Here is a 17,369-nt window from a genome sequence, read left to right on the forward strand (position 1 = left end):
CGTGGTTCTCGAACTGCGGCTGTCCAGCCCGTCCTCGGCGTTGAGGTTCCGGAAGGTCGGTCAGGCGATCGAGCCGCCGCCGTCGATGAACAGGGTCGTGCCGGTGGTGTACGGGTTGCCCGCCGTGAAGAGGACCGCCTCCGCGATGTCCTCGGGCTCGCCCACGCGTGCGACGGGCAGCCGCGCCGTGGCCGCCTCGTACATCGCCTCGCGGTTCGCCTCGGGGAGCGCGTCCCACAGCGGGGTCTTCAGCAGGCCCGGCGAGACCGCGTTGACGCGCAGCGGCGCGTACTCCAGGGCCAGCCCGCGGACCAGTGCCTCCAGGGCGGCGTTGATCGCGCTCTGCAGCGCGGCCGCCTTTCCGGGGCGTACGGACAGATAGCCCGTGACGAGCGTCAGCGAGCCGGACGGCCGGACGGTCAGCGCGCGGGCAAGGCGGTACGCGCCCCAGAACTTGCTGTCCATCGCGGCGTACGCGTCCTCCAGGGGCAGGGTGTCCACCCGGCCCATGGGGGTGTCCGCCGCCGATATGACGACGTGGTCGAACTCGCCCGCCGAGGCGGCGAATTCCTCGACCGCGGCGTTGTCGGTGATGTCGAGCGGCTGCCCGGTGGCCCGGTCGCCGAGTGTGGCCAGCGCCGCCTCGATCTTCTCCTTGGAACGGGAGGCGATGGTGACATGGGCGCCGAGCGTGGCGAACCGCCGGGCGGTGGCCAGGCCGACGCCGGAGCTGCCTCCCACGACGAGGACGCGCTTTCCTTGGTATTCGGTCACGGTGCGGTGCTCTCCTGTAGTGACGGGACCTGGGGGACCAGGTCCTCGGAACGGGTACGGGAATAGCTCTCGCGGTTCAGCTCGGTGATCTGAACCGATATGTCGCAGGAGGTCTCGGCCATCGTCCGGTGGAAGTGCCGGCCCAGCACGCGGAGTGCTTCCTGGCTGATCAGGCGCTTCGCCTCCGCCGGCTTGCCGGCGAAGGTGCGGATGTCGAGGTTGACGAAGGCCTGCTCGTAGGTGCCGTCGCCGATGAAGGCGTTCAGGCGGACGGCCCTGCTCTTGAAGTCCTGGACACGGAAGCCGCCGACTTCCGAGAGCGCGGCATGCAGTTCCCTGAAGAGGTGCTCGACGTCGACCTGTTCACGGATGTTGCCCGAGTGCTCGAGCATGAGGTGCGGCATGCGCTTTCCTTTCTGCGGGGTGGTGATGCCGGCGTATACCTCCTTCTCTGGCTTGCCTTTTGGGCATCTACCGACGGCGGATACGCCGGCAATGACAGAACCGCCGGCGCGGGGCCGACGGTTCTGGGTCTGTGTGCGCGCGAAGCGTGCTTCGCCTGCGGTGGGTTACTTCGCCGGGACGGGCGTCTTCGCCGGGGTCGGGGCGGTCGTGGCCTTCGCCTTGGTGGCGCGGTGGATGCCGAAGGCGCTGAGCAGGATGCACAGGACCAGTGCCGCCACCGCCCAGCCCAGAGCCGACTGGAGGCCCGAAGTGAACGTGTCGGCGTCCGCGTGGCCGACGATCAGGCCCATGACGGCTACACCGATCAGGCCGCCGAGCTGGCGGGAGGCGTTGAGGACGCCGGAGGCGATGCCGATGTTGCCGGAGTCGACCGCGGAGAGCATGGCGTTGGTCATGGCCGGGACGACCAGGCCGATGCCGAAGCCCGCCACCAGGAACTGCGCGATGATCGCGACGTACGAGCCGGAGTTCACGGCCGGGAGGGTCGCGAGGTAGCCGACCGCCGCCAGGGTGCTGCCGGTCATCAGGACCGTGCGGGCGCCGTAGCGCCTGGCGAGCGGGCCGCAGGCCAGGTTGGCGATCATGATCGTGGCGGTCATCGGGAGGAACGCGAGGCCGGCGACGATCGGGGAGTAGCTCCAGGCCGTCTGGAAGAACAGGCTGAAGACGAAGATCAGTCCGTAGAAGGCGAAGTTGACCAGGACGCCGATCAGCGAGGTCGAGGTGAACGCCTTGCGGCCGAAGAGGTGCAGCGGCAGCATCGGGTCGCTGCTCTTCTTCTCGGCGACCAGGAAGGCGATGGTGGCGACCACGAAGACGGCCAGGCAGGTGACGACGACCGAGGAGCCCCAGCCCTTGCCGTTGGCCTCGATGATGGCCGCGGTGAAGGTGCCGAGCGCGACGACGGCCAGGACCTGGCCGAGGACGTCGAAGGAGCGGCGCGGCGCCTGCGGGTCACGGACGGTGCCGGGCGCGTTGACCTGGGTCAGCCAGATGCCGATGATCGCGATCGGGACGTTGACGAAGAAGATCGAGCGCCAGCCGAGCTGGTCGATGAGCACACCGCCGACCACCGGGCCGAGGGCGAGGGCGAGACCGCCGGCGGCGGCCCACAGGCTCACGGCCTTGGCGCGCTCGGTGGCGTCGGGGAAGGACTTGTTCACGATCGACAGCGAGGACGGGACGATCATCGCCGCACCCAGGCCCTGGATCACCCGGGAGATGATCAGCGCGACCAGGGTGGTGGAGGCGCCGCAGGCGAAGGACGCCACGGCGAAGAGCGCGAAGCCCACCTGGTAGATCCGCTTGGGGTCGAAGCGGTCGCCCAGCGCGCCGGTGGACAGCAGGAACGCGGCGAACGTGAGGGTGTAGCCGTTGATCACCCACTCGAGCCCGGAGAGGCTGCCGCCGAAGTCCTTGCTCAGCGCGTCGGTCGCGACGTTGACCACGCTGACATCGAGGATGACGACGACGAACCCGAGGCAGGCCGCGAGCAGCGACAGCTTCCTCTTCGCAGTACTGGGTTCACTCTGGGACATGCCTATTCCTAAGGTCGGTGAAGGGCAGGGGGAGGTGCGGGGAAAGTGGGGACCGGGGCGGGCCGGGGGAGTACCCGCCCCGGGGTCGGCGGGAGCCGGGGACGCACGACTCGAATAGACTGTTCGACGTGAGGCGAACACGTAAACTGTACGCAGAACATCGAACACTTTGCAATCGTTCGTCAGAAAGGCCGTCATGACCAGGGAAAACGTCGCGGCGTCGGCGCCGCATCGCACGCCACCGGAGCACGTCCATCCCCGGGACGTGGCCTTGGAGACCGCGCTGGCCGCGCTCTCCGACCCCGTACGGCTCACGCTCGTGCGGGAATTGGCGGGGAGCGAGGACTGGGAACGCACCTGCGGAAGCTTCGACGTGCCCGTCCGCAAGGCCGCGCTGAGCCATCACTTCGCGGTGCTGCGCTCGGCCGGGCTCATCGAGCAGCGCGACGCGGGCGCCAAGCGGATCAACCGGTTGCGTAAGGCCGAGTTCGAGGAGTGCTTCCCCGGACTGCTCGACCTCGTCCTGCGGGACGCGGCCGTGCGGCCGGGACGGCCGGGATAGCGACGGAGCCGTACGGCGGGCGCGGCCCCGGGTCCTCCCCGGGCGCCGCGGCCACAGCCAGGGCGACGCGCTCCCGCAGCAGCTTCGCCGTGCCGTCCACGACGGCCCGGTCGACGCTCGGCGTGCCGTAGGACAGCGCCAGGCCGAAGGCGCCCCGGAAGGTCGAAAGGTGCAGCACCAGACCGTAGTTGGCGCCGGTGCGGCTGACCACCGTACGGAATCCGGTCACCCGCTCCGCGTGCGCCCCCAGCGAGGCGTCGACCGGGCCCACATTGGTGATGCAGATGCCCGGAGAGCTGCCGGCGGCCGCCGTGGCCTGGACCGCGGCGCGGATCTCCCGGTGGTCGCGGGCCGCCGGCCGCCAGGTGGCGTCGGCCGCCCGGAAGCCGTCCCGGTACGCCTGGGCGTGGTCCTTGAAGCTCCCGCCGTCGAGCCGCAGCGGCGCCCGTACGACGCTGATGTAGCAGCCGAGATCGGTCAGGTGCTCCGTCTCGGCGTAGCGGCGGCGCAGGGATACGGCCGTGAAGAACTCGACCTCGTCGCGGCCGGTGGTCAGGGCGAAGGACTCGGCGAGCGCCGTCGCGAAGAACTGATTGACCGTCAACCCTCGGCGGCGGCAGTAGAGTTTGACGGCCGCCGACTCCGCCGCCGACAGGTCGACGGGCACGAACGCCGCGCCCCGCTCCGGCCACGGCGCGCGCACCGCGAAGGGGATCGGGTCCACGGGCGCGTCCGGCACGTCCTCCGCCTCCGGGACGTCCGCCTCGGGGACCCGGTAGGTGAGCTCGTCGCCGTTGCGGGAGAAGGGCTCCGGCTCCCCGTCGGACGGGGTCCCGAAGAGCTCCTCCAGCAGCACCCGCAGCGTGCCGCCGGTGGAGTGGCCGTCGGATATGGCGTGGTTGCGGGTGAAGTAGAGGTGCGTGACCCCCGCCTTCTCGTCGGCGGCCGTCCGCAGCCGCCACAGGGCGCCGCCCGTCGGCAGGACGTCGTTGAGCTCCTCGCCCTGGAGGTCCTCGGGCGAGCGCCCGGCGGGCAGCGGGCCCCGGCGCAGCTGCTCCGGCTCCGGCCCGGGGCCCTCGCGGAACCACAGCGAGCCGTCCCGCTCCTCGATGCGCGCCCTGAGCAGCGGCAGCCTTCGTGCCCAGCGCTCCACGGCGTCGCGCAGCTCCGTGTCACCGAGCAGGGAGTCGACGCTGACCCAGGTGGTGACCTGGGTGTTCCCCTTGAGCAGGCCGTGGGTGTAGGCGAAGGACGCCTCCACGTCGCTGAGCTTGCGGATGAGCTCCACGGTCACTCCACCGGCCTTTCGGCGCCGTCCCAGGTGATCACGTTGGTCAGGGTCACGCCGTGGCTCGCCACGTCGATGGTGAGCCGGTCGCCGTCCCCGATGCGGAAGCCCGCGTGGAAGCTGCTGCGGTCCGCGCCGATGAAGACGTAGTGGACGCGGCCGGGGTGGTGCAGCGGCGGGTAGGAGAAGAGGTGCTCCATCATGCCGTCGAGGCGGTAGGCGAGGGCGTCGGTGCCGGTGCTGAAGCCGCCCTCCCACGCGGTCGCGCCGTCCCGCTCGACGGAGACCTTGCCGGTCACCGAGCGCGGCGGCTCGCCGGAGAAGAACCAGGGCGAGACGGCCGCGTCGCACAGCTTGGCGTACGAGAGGTGGCCGTTGTTGCGCTTGAACCGCCCGATGTCGGTGAGGTCGTTGCCGAAGGTGTAGCCGACGTAGTGGGGCGTGCCCTGCTCGTCGTCGAGGTAGATCAGGACGACCTCGGCCTCCTCGCACACGGCGACGGCCGCGGCGGGCACGGTCAGCGGGTCGCCCGCGACCTTCAGGGAGGTGCCGAGGCCCTTGAAGAACCAGTTGGGCTGGGGGCGCTCCCCGCCGTCCGCCGGCTCGTCGGTCACCTTGACGTTGTGGGTCTGCATGAACCCGCTGACCAGGGCGTTCCCCAGTTCGGTGGGCAGCAGCGGCGGCAGGTGGCGTACCTCGTGGCGGCGGTCGGCCGGCACGGTGACGGCCGGGCCGTCCGCGGTGACGGCGGCGGCGAACGCGGCGGGGTCGTAACCGGCGGCCGCCAGCTGGGCGCCGAGGTCGTCACCCGCCGTCCGGTAGAGGTGCAGCGGTGCTCCGTCGGCGGGCTCGTCGAAGCCGATGAGCCGCTCGCCCTGGTACGTGCATGCGAAGAACTGTGTCACGGCGGAACGCCCTCCATGGACGTCGGTGAACTCCCGGGGGAGCCGGTGGGTTTGGGGGAGAAGGGGCCGGGGCGGGCGGTGTCCGGTGGCGGGGGAGGCCCGCCCGCCCCGGGGTTGTGCCGCCGGTCACTCCATGAGGATTTCCACGAGCGCCGGCCTGCCGTTGGCCTTGATGAACTCGACCGCCTCGCGGACGGCCGGCGCGACGTCGGCGATGGCCTCGACCCGCGGCAGCGCGTGGATGTTGTACGACTGCGCGAGGGTCACGAAGTCCACCGGGTTGTCGTAGAAGCTCGTCGCGATGTGCGCGCGGTCGATGTCGCGGTCGCGGTTGCCCGCGATCCGCGCGGCGTGCTGCGTCGAGTTCAGGTAGAGGCGGTTGTTCATGACGATCGTCAGCAGCGGGACCTCGTAAGCGGACAGCGTCCACAGGGCGCTGGGGGTGTAGAGGAAGTCGCCGTCGGACTGGAGGTCGATGACGATCTGCCCGTCGTCCTTGTGGGCGAGGGCGGCGCCGACCGACGCGCCGAGGCCGTAGCCGAGCCCGCCGCCGCCGTTGAGGCCGAGGTAGCTCTGCGGCCGCTCCAGGGGCCAGAGCTTCTTGACCCAGCCGTCGATGGTGAGGCTGCCGGTGTTGGCCAGCACCCAGGTCTCGTCGCGGACGGCGCGGTGGATCTCGTCCACGGCGGCCGCCACGTTGATGATCTCGTTGCCCTTGGCCTCCGCGGCCTGCCCGGCCCACTCGGCGCGGGCGCGGAGGTGGGCGGCGGAGATCTTCTTGACGCGCTCGTCGCGCCGGGCGGTGAACTCCGGGGTGGCGAACGAGGCGTCATCGGCCCGCTCGCGCAGGGCGTTGACGCTGCCGAGGGCGTCGGCGGCCACGGCCTGGTCGACGGGGACGAACTGCTGGTAGTCCGCAGCCCACTTGCTGGTCAGCAGGTCGTTGGCGCCGATGGTGACGACGTGGGCGCCGTTCGCGGGCTTCCCGTGGTCGTCGAGCTCCAGGAACGAGCCGAGCGCGCCCGCGAGGTCCTGCACCTCCAGGGCGAGCACCAGGTCCGCGTCCTCCAGCAGGCCCGCGGTCGCCCCGGAGAGGTTGAGCTCGTGGGTGCTGGGGAAGTTCATCCGGTTGCCGCGGTCGACCACGGCCAGCCCCAGGCGCTCCGCGAGGGCGGTCAGCGGGGCGACGGTGCGCGGGTCCTGGCCGGAGAAGTCCGTTATCAACACGGGCAGTCGGCTGTCCCGCAGCCGCGTCGCGAGGCCGTCGGCGGACAGCGCGTCCAGCGGCGGCAGCTCGGTGGCCTGCGCGGCCGTCTTCGGCAGCAGCCGTACGTCGTCCTGGAGCGGCTGCTCCTGGATGTCGAAGTCCAGGGCCACGAAGACGGGCGCCTTCATCGGCGTGTTCATCAGCTTGAACCCGCGGTAGAGGGACTCGACGGTGGCGCGCTGGCTGGTCGGCTGGTCGCACCACTTCACATAGTCCTTGACCACGGACTCGATGTTCTGCGAGGTGTGGATCCAGTCGATCCACGGCCGCCGCTTCCCCGCGTCCAGCGGGCCGTTGCCACCGAGCACGAACAGCGGCACCCGGTCGCACCAGGCGTTGAAGATGGCCATCGAGGCGTGCAGCAGGCCGACGTTGGCGTGCACGAAGACGCCCATGTGCCGGTTGCTCGCCTTGTGGTAGCCGTGGGCGATCGCGACGGCGATCTCCTCGTGGCAGGCCATGACGATCTCCGGGGCGATCTCCGCGTTGTCCTCGTGGACGAGCGAGTCGTGGACGCCGCGGAAGGACGCTCCGGGGTTGAAGGTCACGTAGTCGATGTCCTGCTGGCGCAGGAACTCGACGATCACGTCGGAGAAGTACTTGGTCATGCCTCGGCCTTCGCTGCTGCCACGAGGGGCTGCCATTGATCGGTGTCCCCGGCGGCCCTGAGCACTGCCCAGTCGCCGGCGCTGTCGTCGAGGGCCATCCCGAACCCGGCGCCGTCGACGGGCGAGATGGTGTTGGAGTCGCGGTCCACGGCCGGCGGCGGGGTGACGATCATCCGCTCGAAGAAGCGGTCCGACTGGCCCGCCTCGACCGTGATCGCGTCCCGGTGCCGGAAGGCGAGCGCGCGCCCCGCGGCGATCAGCGGCCCGGTCTCCGCGACCTGGACCCCGACCTGGAACCCGATGCCGTGCTGCCGGGCGAAGTCGATGATCTCCGCCGAGCGGAGCAGCCCGCCGCACTTGGCGACGCGGATGTTGAACGCGTCGGCTGCGCCGGTCCGCACCGCCGTGCGGGCGTCGTCGAGCGAGCACAGCGACTCGTCCAGCATGATCGACACCCCGGTGGCGAGCCGCAGTTCGCGCAGCTCGGTCCAGGCGCCCTTGCGCAGCGGCTCCTCGATCAGGTCCGCGCCGCACCCGGCGAGCAGCTTGATGTGGTGGAGCGCGTCGTCGTAGGACCAGCTCATATTGGCGTCGACCATGACGGGCACGTCCGGGCCCAGCGCCTCGCGGACCGCGGTGACGGTCCGGGCGTCGCGCTCGATGTCGTCGGACGCCTTGACCTTCACGAAGTGGAACGGGCCGCGGGTCGCCAGGAACTCCTCCACCCCGATGCCCAGGTCGATGACCTGGGACACCGGCAGCGGGTCGCCGGCGCCCCGGCCGGGCCCGGCGGGGCGGATCAGCTCGCCCACGCCGAGCCCGAGCCGGTGGCCGAGGAGGTCGAGCACCGCGGTCTCCAGCAGGCAGATCAGGTTGTTCCCGCCGGAGATGCCGAAGGTCCGCTCGAAGCCGTCCCGGCGCAGCAGAGCGGCGAGTTCGGCGCTGTCGGCGGTCCGCAGCCGCTCCAGCAGGCGCCGCATCGGCACCCTCTGGAGCTCCCTGCGCACGCCGTCCGTGCTCTCACCGGTGACGTACGGGCGCGGGGCGCACTCGCCGAGCCCGTCCACGCCGTCGACGGTCAGCTTCAGGACGAGGCCGTCGGACCGGCGGCGGCGCGCCGCGGGGTGGTCGAAGCCCACCCGCATCGGCAGCGCCACGTGGTACAGCCGTGCCTCATCCATGGTGGTCCAGGCCCGGTATCAGCGTGTAGGTGGAGGACCAGTTGACGAGGCTGGTGCGGACGTCGGTGTAGTAGAGGTAGTGCTGGTTGGTGGGGAACTTGATGATGCCGCCGCGCCCCTCCGTCATCTCGATGAACGTCTTGTGGGCGTCGTCGAGGTCGACGATCGGGTCGGTGAGCCCGGAGACGTAGCCCATCGGCACCGGCGGGAGCTCGCGCTCGGGCTCCATGTAGAGCTTCTCCAGGCCGAGGAGCGTGGCGCGGGAGCGTCTGGTGAGCTGCCGGACGGCGAGGTCGTCGTTGTCGATGTAGTGCTGGTACTTCACGCTGTCGGTGAAGTCCGTGGACTTCAGCGCGGCGTCCCACAGCTCCGTGCCCGTCTCCTTCGCCAGCGCCTCCCGCTCCTCCGGGGAGAGGGTGGCGTGCAGCTTGCCGAGCCAGGTCGAGCAGAAGACGGCGGAGTCGTAGGGGACGTCGAAGTCCTGGTGCTGCATCAGCGCGGCGAGGAACGAGCCGCCCAGGCAGTGCCCGAAGAGCTGGAGGGGCACCTCGTCGCCGATGATGCAGCGCACGGTGGCGAGGGCCGCGGCGTAGTCGCCGAGGACGGTGTCGACGTCCGGGATGTCGTTGCGCTCGCCGTCGCTGATGCCGCTGCCGCGGCGGTCGAGGACGAAGAGGGCGATGTCGTTGTTCGCGTACTGCGGGCCGACTTCCCACAGCCAGCCCGCATGGCTCTGCAGGCCGTGGAAATAGAAGATCGCGCCCTTGAGGTTCTTGGGGCGCCACAAGTGCAGCGCGAGGTCGGCGCCGTCGCGGCGCACGTGGATGATCTCCTTGCGGGTGTTCTGCGGGGGGCGCTTCAGCTCCAGCATGGGTGCCTCTTCCAGGTCAGTCGCCGACGATGTCGGCGACGAATGCGATGTCCTGCTGAAATGGCTTGTACTTGTACTGGGTGGCGTTGCCGGCGAGCCGCCGGCTCTCGACGTGCGCGTTGATCGCGTCGTGCGGCACGGTGACGACCTCGATGGCCCCCAGCCGTCCGCTGTCGCGCTTGGACGCGTACTCGATGTTGATCGTCCTGAGCTCCTCGTCGATCCGCTCCGACAGCGGGGCGTCGATGTCCTTGTCGCTGCCGTGGCTCTCGACGAGGGCGACGTAGTGCGGGGGCTCGCCCCACTGCGGGCCGCACATGTACAGGCCCATGTCGAGGCCGAGTCCGGCGACGCCCTGCTCGATGGCCTGGGTCACCTGGGCCTCGGTGATCTTCTCGCCGGTGAAGGAGTGGAAGACGCCGTCACGGCGCAGGAAGTGGATCCACGGCACGCCGCCCTCGACGCGGTCGACGTGGTAGATGTCGCCGGTCCACAGCCGGTAGAGGCCGTTGCCCTGCGACATGATCAGGTGGTAGTCCTCGCCCGCCTCGACCTCGTCGAAGAGGAGCGTGGGGACGGCCTCGCCGCGCTCGACGAGCTCGCCGAGCGGCACGCCCGCCGGGACGAACTCGAAGAACGCCTGGTTGATCGCGAGCGGCTGGCTGTGCGCGGTGTCGTCCACCGGGATGGTGGTGACGCCCTCGGTGCCGCAGCTCATGAAGGGGAGCTTGGCGACGCCGGGGAAGACCGCGTCGAGCTTGCTCTGGTAGAGCCCGGCGGACGCCGACAGCCAGCAGCTGTAGAGCGTCAGCGAGGGCCAGACGTCCTTGAGGCTGAAGGCCGGGTCGGCCAGCACCGCCTCCAGGCGGTCGGCGGCGGCCGGGTCGGGCTCGCCCCACGGCTCGCCCTCCACCGTGCCCTCGCGCAGGTCCCGCACCAGGCTCTTGCCGTGCACCGCGATGAGGTCGCGCAGCGAGATCAGGGTGCTGGGGTTGATCGAGGAGATGTAGTGCAGGTTCTTGCCGAGGAGGTGGCGGATGCGGTGGTACATCCGGCCCTCGTGGGTGGTGGGGGTGTCGGGGCCGAACCAGGGCGCCTCGTACCACGGCGGGTTCCAGTCCCGGGTGTTGATCTGCGGGTGCCGGTTGCTGACGGCCTGGTGCTCCACGCCGTGCACGAAGTCGGTGACGTCCTCGCGGACCGTCTGGGTGTCGAGCGTGGCGTAGGGGTGGGCGAGCAGCTCGGGGTGGTGCTCCAGATAGGTGCCCCACATCGCCATCATCGCGGGGATGCGGTAGGTCAGCAGCCAGTGCAGCGTGTACGGGACGCGCTTGGGGGTGCCGGTGGTGCCGCTGGTCTTGAGCCAGCGCAGGACCGGGCTGCACGTCAGTGTGCCGCCCTTGGTGCGGGTCTCCCGCTCGATGACCTCGGCGAAGTCGTCGTAGCGCATGATCGGGACGGCCGAGCGGAAGGAGGTGGCGTCCTTCGCGAGCGCGTCGTAGCCCCGCTCCTTCCAGTGCAGCGAGGCCGCGCTGACACCGATGATGTCGTCGAGCACGCGCTCCTGGGCCGCCCCGGGGTTCTTGAGGTCCGCGAGCAGCCGCTCGTGCGCCTGCCGGCACTCCTCGATGAAGCGGCCCCGGCGCGCCTTCCAGTGTTTCTGCCAATCCGATATGGACATGTCCACTTCTCTCCGCATGGGTTCGACTGGGTGAGGGAGGGTGAAGCAAGTAGGGCCGGCGAAAATGCCGAGCACCGGCGGAGGGGGAGGCCGCCGGTGCTCGGAGTCGGGGAGCTGCATTTTCCCGGGGGACAACCCCCGGACCCCCGGCCGGAACCACAGGCTCATGGGGGCGCCCGAAAGGTCATCGCGCGGTAAACGTGAGTAAGAGGGGCCGCTGGCTCAGCGGTCGATGAAGGCCATCATCCGCTCGTTGTAGCGGGGACCGGCCACCTGCGAGGAGTTGACGGCTTCCTCGATCTCGCGGAGCAGCTCCGCGTCGAGCCGCACCCCGGCCGCACTGAGGTTCTCCTCCAGGTAGGTGCGGCGCTTGGTGCCCGGGATGGGCACGATGTCGTCGCCCTGGTGCAGCACCCACGCGATGGCCAGCTGGGCGGGGGTGAGGCCGTGGCGGCCGGCGAGATCCTTGATCTTCGCGGCGATCGCCATGTTGTGGTCGTAGTTCTCGCCCTGGAGGCGCGGGTCGTGGCTGCGGAAGTCGTCCTCGGGGTAGTTCTCGGCGCGGTCGACGCTGCCGGTGAGGAAGCCGCGGCCGAGCGGACAGAAGCCGATGAGGCCGATGCCCAGCTCGCGGAGGGCCGGCAGCACGCCGTCCTCCAGGTTGCGCTCCCACACCGAGTACTCGCTCTGGAGCACGGACAGCGGGTGCACGGCGTGGGCGCGGCGGATGGTGTTCTCGCCGGCCTCGCACAGGCCGAGGTAGCGGACCTTGCCCTGCTCGACGAACTCCGCCATGGTGCCGATCACGTCCTCGATCGGGACGTCGGGGTCGACGCGGTGCTGGTAGAGAACGTCGATGTGGTCCGTCCGCAGCCGCCGCAGCGAGGCCTCCACGACCTCCCGGATGTGCTCCGGGCGGCTGTTGACCTTGGCGGTCGAGCCGTCCTTCAGCTTCATGGGGAAGCCGAACTTGGTGGCGACGACGACCTGGTCGCGCTTGCCCTGGAGGGCCTTGCCGAGCAGCTCCTCGTTGTCGTACGGGCCGTAGGCCTCGGCGGTGTCGAGCATGGTGACGCCGAGCTCCAGGGCCCGGTGGATCGTCGCGATCGACTCCGTGTCGTCGGTGGCGCCGTACCACTGGCTCATGCCCATGCAGCCGAGGCCGATCTGCGCGACCTCGAGGCCCTGGCTGCCGAGCTTGCGGTGTTCCAGCAACGTGCTTCTCCGTTCAAGAGGTTGGTCTTCACAAGGGCGGTGCGTGCCGATGACGTGCGAGGGGGGTGAAGGTGTGCCCGGCCGGGCGGGGGGAGGCCCGGCCGGAGTCTCAGGGGCGCGATCCGCGGACGAGCTCGGCGAGTTCGTCGAGGTCGTACGTGGCGCGCCGGGCCGTGCCGTAGCGGGTGATGCGCCCGCGGTGGGCCCACTGGCGGATGGTGCCCTCGGTGACCCCGAGGGCGAGGGCGGCGACATTGGTGGGGACGCGGCGGGCGCGCTCCGCGGGGGTCATACCGCGGCCACCTCCTTGCGGCGGTCGCCGAGCCGGAGCCACATGCTGGGGGGAAGCGTGTGCCCGGCGTCGCAGACCAGCCCGCGCAGGGCCGCCTTGCTGCTGCCGATCGAGGAGATCGACACCGTGCCGTGGCAGCCCGGTTCGGGGCAGTCGCCGACCGGGGTCGGCTCCACGGGGTCGGGGTCGATCACCCGGCGCATGCTGCCGACGAGCTGCATGATCTCGTCGGCCGCCTCGCCGGCGGCCGGGTGGGCCGCCAGCCAGGCGAGCTGGGAGCGCAGGAACGCGGCCAGCGCCGGGACGGTGCGTGCGGGGGGCGTCGCGAGGGCGCGCTCCTCGACGACGAGGTCGGCCCAGGAGACGAGGGTGCACAGGGCCCGTTCGCGGACGCTCGCGGTGTGCGGGTCGATCGGCAGGCGGAGCTCACGGCTTCCGGAGACGCGCGGTGACATCCAGGCCCGGCCCGGCCCGCCCAGCTCGTGGTCGCTCTCGGCGTGGAGGCCGGGGAGCTCGGCGAGCTGGTCGGACAGCCGCTCCCGGCAGGGCCCGCAGAGGCGGGAACCCGTGCCGGTGCGGCGGGTGCGCGGGTGGGGGTCGTCGTGGTCACGGCGGCACCGGGGCGAAGCGCACAGGGGGCCTGCGGTGTCGGTGGACACGCGGGGTTCCTGTGCGGCGAAGGCCTGTAGGCGGGTCACCAGTCCCATCTCCTGTTCATCCACGTTAAATACCCTCCCGAAGGAATGTTTTTAGCTTGTGGGGATCCGCTGGGGAGAGTCAAGGGAATTGAGCGAAGGACGCGTTCAACGTCGGGGTCCAGAAGACACAGTGGCTCGCGAAGAAGCGTGACACATGTGCCGCCCGCCGCGCAACCCCCGATTTCCCGAAGGTCGCTGATCGGGCGTCATGCCTGGTCACGGGGCGTCCTCGCGGGCACGGAAGGCGAGTTGGGGGTGGGGGCTGAGCAGGTCGAGGAGCATCGCCCAGTCCTCCTCCAGGGGGGAGAGGCGGTCGTCGAGGGCCGGTGCGCCCGGTGCGTAGGGCGCGCCCCAGGCGACCGCCAGGAGCAGCCTGACGATGCGGTCGGGGGCGTACGAGGCCAGGATGGCGCCCTCCTCCTGCCCGCGCCGGGCCAGGGTCGCCAGGCAGTCCCGTATCTCCGACAGGGTCCTGGACCCGCGGTCGGTGGTGATGCCCCCGTCCGCGAACAGCCTTAGCGCCGCCCGCATCCGTACGTCCGACTCCAGCCTCCTGGCCAGGCTCAACGCGGCCGCCAGCAGCGTCGCGGGGGCCGGCCGGTCCAGGTCGCCCCAGGTCGCGCGGATGTCGTCCCAGGCGTCGGCGAAGTGCTGGAGCAGGGCGTGTGCCAGGTCCTCCTTGGACGGGAAGTGGGCGTAGAGGGCGCCTTTGGTCATGCCGATGCGGGTCGCCACCGTCTGCAGGACGGTGTTGGCGTAGCCGTGCCGGGCGAACTCCTCGGCGGCGGCGTTGAGTACATGTTCCCTGGTCCGCCTGGCGCGTTCCTGGATCACCGGGTCCTCCGTTTCTCTGTATGAGCCCCCGTGGTTGCCAAAAAGATACCCCCTGGAAGGAATGTTTTATGCCGTCACAACGCAGAACGGGCCGGATTTGGCTGAGCCCAGCCAAATCCGGCCCGTCCGGGGGTCCCCGTGCCTACAGCGGCGCGGGCAGCTCCAACGGCCCCGTCTCGCACGGGAGGCGCAACCAGCGCTCGCGCACGGCGTGTTCGGCGAGCACGGGGTCCGCGCCCACCGCCGCCGGCGTGCCCACGCTCCTCAGGAGCGGGAGGTCGCTCGCGTGGTCGCCGTAGGCGTAGCAGTCCTCGGGCGAGGCCCCGGCGGCCGCCATCAACACCGCCGCGGCATCGGCCTTCCCCTCGCCGATCATCGGGCGGACGATCTCGCCGGTCAGCACCCCGGAGGCGTCGACGCGCTGCGACGTGCACAGGATGCGGTCCGCGCCCAGGTCGGCGGCGAGCGGCGCCAGGCAGGGCCACAGCGAGCCGGAGACGAGCACGACCATGTGGCCGAGGGCCCGGTGCCGGCGCAGCGCGGTGACGGCGGGGATGACGAAGGCGTGCGGGTCCGTGCGGAAGTCGCGGTACCACTCGCGGCCCGCCGTCTGCAGCTCGTGGGCGGGCACGCCCGTGAAGCGCCGGTAGTAGGCGCGGTTGAGCTCGCTCCGGTCCTTCCCGGTGAGCGCGGTCGCCTCCGGGCAGCCGGACTCGCCCGGTGGGTGGAGTGCGTCCCACCAGTCCCGGAAGAGCAGCATGCTCTTGCCGTTGATCAGCGTCTCGTCGACATCGAAAAAGGCCACCGGCCGTACGGTCATGACCCGTTGGCCTCCTTGTCGGTATCGGGGCAGGTGTCGGGGAAGGCCGCGTCGGCGTAGGCCGCGGCGGCCGTGTCGAAGTCCAGCGTCGCGTGTGCGGCGGCGGCGGTGACGTCGCGCCACTTCTGTTGCAGGGGGTTGCCGTCGGCGAGCGCGCTTGCGCCGCCGGCGTGGAAGAGCCGGTCCACGGCCTGTGCGCACAGGGCGGCGGCCATGGCCGCGTCGCGCCTGCACTCGGCGACCGCCTCGGGCGTCACCACCGCGCCGTCCGCCCGCTGCGCCACATCGGTCAGCAGCAAGCGGGCAGCCTTGAGCTTCGCCGAGGACTCGGCGACGAGGTGCCGGGCCGCGGGCGTCCGGGCGGCGGCCCGCCCGTCGGCCCGCTCGCGGCCCGCCGTGGCGGCGACCCACAGGGTGTGCGCGGACTCCGCCGCGCCCAGCAGCGGCGCGGCGAACTGCAGCGCCGCCACCATCGGGAACGGCACGGCGTGACACCGCGCCGCACCCGGCCTCGGGGCGAGCAACTCGCCCAGGGCGAAGGTCCGGTGGGCCGGTACGAACAGGTGGTCCGCCGTGGCCGTGTTGCTTCCCGTGCCGCGCAGTCCGAGCGGCCGCCAGGTGTCGAGCACGGTCACCTCGTCCCGCGGCACGGCGAAGATCCGGTGCTCCCGCCCGGCGGGGCCGTCCGTCCAGCTGGCCAGCAGGATCCAGTCCGCGTGGTCCACGCCGCTGGCGTACGCCCAGCGGCCGCTCAGGTGCCAGCCGCCCGGGTGGGGCGTCGCCTCGCCCTGCGGCGGGACGACCGACGCGGCGATCCGTACGTCGGGACCGGCGCCCCACAGGTCCTGCTGCCCCTGCTCGGGGAGGTAGGAGGCGAGGCGGCCGTGCGCGGCGTAGAGCGCGGCGCACCAAGCGGCGGAGGCGCAGGCCCCGGCGACCGAGGCGGTCGCGGCGAGGAAGTCGGTGAAGGTGCCCTCGTGGCCGCCCCAGCGGCGCGGCACGAAGTGCCGGGCGAACCCGGCGGCGCGCACGGCGTCCGCCGTGTCGGGCGTCAATCGGCGCTGTTCCTCGGCAAGTCGGGCGTCGCGCCGGGCGGTCGGCAGCACCGCTTCCGGTGCGATCCCGGTGGCGGTCAGCATGTGACGGCCTCCCAGTCGGCGAGCAGCGTCCAGGACGGCGCGGCGCCGACGAAGCGGGCACTGGTCAGCGTCCGGTCGCCCTGCACCGCGGCCGCCTCGAACCCGGCGCGCGACGGGCCCGGCTCGGGAAGGGGGCGGACGATGATGTCGATGGGGTGGTCGAGCTCGCCGAAGCAGTTGAACTCGGCCTCCAGCGAGGAGACCATCCACGGCACCAGCCGGGAGACCGCGCCGAACTCCCTTGCGTACGAGGCGTGGGCCGCCTGGTTCAGCGCCTCCAGCAGCACCATGCCCGGTACGTGGTCGGAGTCGTGGTCGAAGTGCACCGGGTGGCCGCGGTCCATGCGCAGCCGCCAGGTGTCCTCGGGGGCGCCCGGCGCCTCCGCCAGCAGGACGTCCCGGTCCTGGTGGCGGCCGACGGTGCCGGGGGAGAGGGCGAAGGTGCCCGCCGCGGGGTCGTCCGTGGCGCACGCCGGGTCGAGCGCGGGGCGGTTGCGGTGCCGCACCACGTCGTACGCCCCCTGGGGGAGGACGGCCCAGCGGAAGTCGGCGCGGCCGTACCAACGCCCGTGAATATAAAGGGAGACCGACAGCTGCATGCTGAAGCGGTCCGGCCGGGTGGAGGTCCGGACGCAGGTGACGTCGAGGACGACGGGCAGGGCGGCGCTCTCGTCGAAGGGCAGGCCCCGTGGGACGATGTCCGTGCTGAGGTGGCTGAGCACGAAGTGCTGCCCGTCGGCCGGTATCCCGTAGAAGGTGTGCGAGAGATAGATGGCCGACTGCCGCATGGACTCGACCAGCAGCGTCGGGTCGCCGGCCCCGGACGGGCCCGGCCGGTAGAGCAGGTGGTCGGGGGACCAGGCCGCCGCCACGAGGAACCGGTCGGCGCCCACCTGTTCCGCGTCGGTGAGCAGAACCTGGCTGTCGGCGGCCTTGTGGACCAGACGGCGCTCGACGGTGGGAGCGAATCTGAGCCGACGGGTGCTGCCGAGAGCGTTGTTGACGATCTCCATCGCGTCGGCGGCGGCAACGGTGGTGGTGGCCGGGCGCGACGTGGCAGCGGAAACGGTGTGAACAGCCTGCACGATTGGACTCCCCCCCTGTGGAGCGCCGACGGGGTTTCCCTCGCCGGTGCGTGCTCCGGGTACGACACTCAGTGCTTGATGAAACCGAAAATATACCTGCGGGAAGGTATATTGCAAGGGAGAGGTTCGGGAGTCGTCCCCGGTGC

General features: G+C 71.2%; 17 protein-coding genes. 1 reads left to right on the forward strand and 16 read right to left on the reverse strand.

From position 1 onward, the window contains the following. Window positions 1-60 precede the first annotated feature (60 nt). The 3 genes from ABD269_RS15825 to ABD269_RS15835 form a co-directional block, all read right to left on the reverse strand. Window positions 61-774: an SDR family oxidoreductase gene (locus ABD269_RS15825; RefSeq protein ID WP_344118395.1), complete on the reverse strand. Its 714-nt coding sequence runs from the start codon at window positions 772-774 to the stop codon at window positions 61-63. Next, a complete protein-coding gene (locus ABD269_RS15830; protein ID WP_344118396.1) occupies window positions 771-1,178 on the reverse strand; it encodes a 5-carboxymethyl-2-hydroxymuconate Delta-isomerase in 408 nt (135 codons plus the stop codon). Before ABD269_RS15830 ends, ABD269_RS15825 begins: the two co-directional genes overlap by 4 nt. A 165-nt stretch (window positions 1,179-1,343) precedes the next feature. Beyond that, window positions 1,344-2,777, reverse strand: a complete 1,434-nt coding sequence (locus tag ABD269_RS15835; RefSeq protein ID WP_344118397.1) for an MFS transporter — start codon at window positions 2,775-2,777, stop codon at window positions 1,344-1,346. Window positions 2,778-2,973: 196 nt separating this feature from the next. On the opposite strand from ABD269_RS15835, the gene ABD269_RS15840 reads away from it, so the two are divergent. Next, entirely contained in the window at window positions 2,974-3,339 is a 366-nt protein-coding gene (locus ABD269_RS15840) for an ArsR/SmtB family transcription factor (protein WP_344118398.1), read from the forward strand. Here the strand turns inward: ABD269_RS15840 and ABD269_RS15845 are convergent. The 13 genes from ABD269_RS15845 to ABD269_RS15905 all read right to left on the reverse strand — a co-directional run bounded on the left by ABD269_RS15845 (window position 3,242) and on the right by ABD269_RS15905 (window position 17,223). Continuing rightward, entirely contained in the window at window positions 3,242-4,627 is a 1,386-nt protein-coding gene (locus tag ABD269_RS15845; protein WP_344118399.1) for a hypothetical protein, read from the reverse strand. The two genes, ABD269_RS15840 and ABD269_RS15845, sit on opposite strands and share 98 nt — an antisense overlap. A gap of 2 nt (window positions 4,628-4,629) precedes the next feature. Further along, window positions 4,630-5,532 (reverse strand): FAH family protein, encoded by a 903-nt coding sequence (locus tag ABD269_RS15850; protein ID WP_344118400.1) that lies wholly within the window; start codon window positions 5,530-5,532, stop codon window positions 4,630-4,632. 126 nt (window positions 5,533-5,658) lie between these two features. Continuing rightward, window positions 5,659-7,407, reverse strand: a complete 1,749-nt coding sequence (locus tag ABD269_RS15855; protein ID WP_344118401.1) for a thiamine pyrophosphate-binding protein — start codon at window positions 7,405-7,407, stop codon at window positions 5,659-5,661. Then, complete coding sequence (locus ABD269_RS15860; RefSeq protein ID WP_344118402.1) at window positions 7,404-8,588, reverse strand: mandelate racemase/muconate lactonizing enzyme family protein; 1,185 nt, start codon at window positions 8,586-8,588, stop codon at window positions 7,404-7,406. Before ABD269_RS15860 ends, ABD269_RS15855 begins: the two co-directional genes overlap by 4 nt. Then, on the reverse strand, window positions 8,581-9,459 hold the full coding sequence (locus tag ABD269_RS15865) for an alpha/beta hydrolase (protein ID WP_301893918.1): 879 nt from the start codon (window positions 9,457-9,459) through the stop codon (window positions 8,581-8,583). The genes ABD269_RS15860 and ABD269_RS15865 overlap by 8 nt, the downstream gene beginning before the upstream one ends. A gap of 16 nt (window positions 9,460-9,475) precedes the next feature. Further along, the gene (locus ABD269_RS15870; RefSeq protein WP_344118403.1) at window positions 9,476-11,140 is read right to left on the reverse strand and encodes a GH3 family acyl-acid amido synthetase; all 1,665 of its coding nucleotides are present in this window, start codon (window positions 11,138-11,140) and stop codon (window positions 9,476-9,478) included. A 222-nt stretch (window positions 11,141-11,362) separates the two neighbouring features. After that, window positions 11,363-12,355, reverse strand: a complete 993-nt coding sequence (locus tag ABD269_RS15875; protein WP_344118404.1) for an aldo/keto reductase — start codon at window positions 12,353-12,355, stop codon at window positions 11,363-11,365. 109 nt (window positions 12,356-12,464) lie between these two features. After that, window positions 12,465-12,647 (reverse strand): MerR family transcriptional regulator, encoded by a 183-nt coding sequence (locus ABD269_RS15880; RefSeq protein WP_116212992.1) that lies wholly within the window; start codon window positions 12,645-12,647, stop codon window positions 12,465-12,467. Further along, complete coding sequence (locus ABD269_RS15885; protein ID WP_344118405.1) at window positions 12,644-13,306, reverse strand: OvmZ protein; 663 nt, start codon at window positions 13,304-13,306, stop codon at window positions 12,644-12,646. Before ABD269_RS15885 ends, ABD269_RS15880 begins: the two co-directional genes overlap by 4 nt. Window positions 13,307-13,561: 255 nt before the next feature. Then, the gene (locus tag ABD269_RS15890; RefSeq protein WP_344118406.1) at window positions 13,562-14,179 is read right to left on the reverse strand and encodes a TetR family transcriptional regulator; all 618 of its coding nucleotides are present in this window, start codon (window positions 14,177-14,179) and stop codon (window positions 13,562-13,564) included. Window positions 14,180-14,321: 142 nt separating this feature from the next. Continuing rightward, window positions 14,322-14,999, reverse strand: a complete 678-nt coding sequence (locus ABD269_RS15895) for an HAD family hydrolase (protein ID WP_344118407.1) — start codon at window positions 14,997-14,999, stop codon at window positions 14,322-14,324. Beyond that, entirely contained in the window at window positions 14,996-16,138 is a 1,143-nt protein-coding gene (locus ABD269_RS15900; protein WP_344118408.1) for an acyl-CoA dehydrogenase family protein, read from the reverse strand. The genes ABD269_RS15895 and ABD269_RS15900 overlap by 4 nt, the downstream gene beginning before the upstream one ends. Then, window positions 16,132-17,223: a ScbA/BarX family gamma-butyrolactone biosynthesis protein gene (locus ABD269_RS15905; protein WP_344118409.1), complete on the reverse strand. Its 1,092-nt coding sequence runs from the start codon at window positions 17,221-17,223 to the stop codon at window positions 16,132-16,134. Before ABD269_RS15905 ends, ABD269_RS15900 begins: the two co-directional genes overlap by 7 nt. Between the last annotated feature and the right edge of the window lie 146 nt (window positions 17,224-17,369).

It is taken from the genome of Streptomyces blastmyceticus (genome assembly GCF_039521185.1).
In the GTDB taxonomy this organism is placed as follows: Bacteria; Actinomycetota; Actinomycetes; order Streptomycetales; family Streptomycetaceae; genus Streptomyces; species Streptomyces blastmyceticus.

Bases quoted from the DNA above. Each gene is read 5' to 3' on its own strand.
- ABD269_RS15830 (WP_344118396.1), bottom strand. From the start codon at position 1,178: ATGCCGCACCTCATGCTCGAGCACTCGGGCAACATCCGTGAACAGGTC.
- ABD269_RS15835 (WP_344118397.1), bottom strand. From the start codon at position 2,777: ATGTCCCAGAGTGAACCCAGTACTGCGAAGAGGAAGCTGTCGCTGCTC.
- ABD269_RS15840 (WP_344118398.1), top strand. From the start codon at position 2,974: ATGACCAGGGAAAACGTCGCGGCGTCGGCGCCGCATCGCACGCCACCG.
- ABD269_RS15855 (WP_344118401.1), bottom strand. From the start codon at position 7,407: ATGACCAAGTACTTCTCCGACGTGATCGTCGAGTTCCTGCGCCAGCAG.
- ABD269_RS15860 (WP_344118402.1), bottom strand. From the start codon at position 8,588: ATGGATGAGGCACGGCTGTACCACGTGGCGCTGCCGATGCGGGTGGGC.
- ABD269_RS15865 (WP_301893918.1), bottom strand. From the start codon at position 9,459: ATGCTGGAGCTGAAGCGCCCCCCGCAGAACACCCGCAAGGAGATCATC.
- ABD269_RS15870 (WP_344118403.1), bottom strand. From the start codon at position 11,140: ATGTCCATATCGGATTGGCAGAAACACTGGAAGGCGCGCCGGGGCCGC.
- ABD269_RS15880 (WP_116212992.1), bottom strand. From the start codon at position 12,647: ATGACCCCCGCGGAGCGCGCCCGCCGCGTCCCCACCAATGTCGCCGCC.
- ABD269_RS15895 (WP_344118407.1), bottom strand. From the start codon at position 14,999: ATGACCGTACGGCCGGTGGCCTTTTTCGATGTCGACGAGACGCTGATC.
- ABD269_RS15900 (WP_344118408.1), bottom strand. From the start codon at position 16,138: ATGCTGACCGCCACCGGGATCGCACCGGAAGCGGTGCTGCCGACCGCC.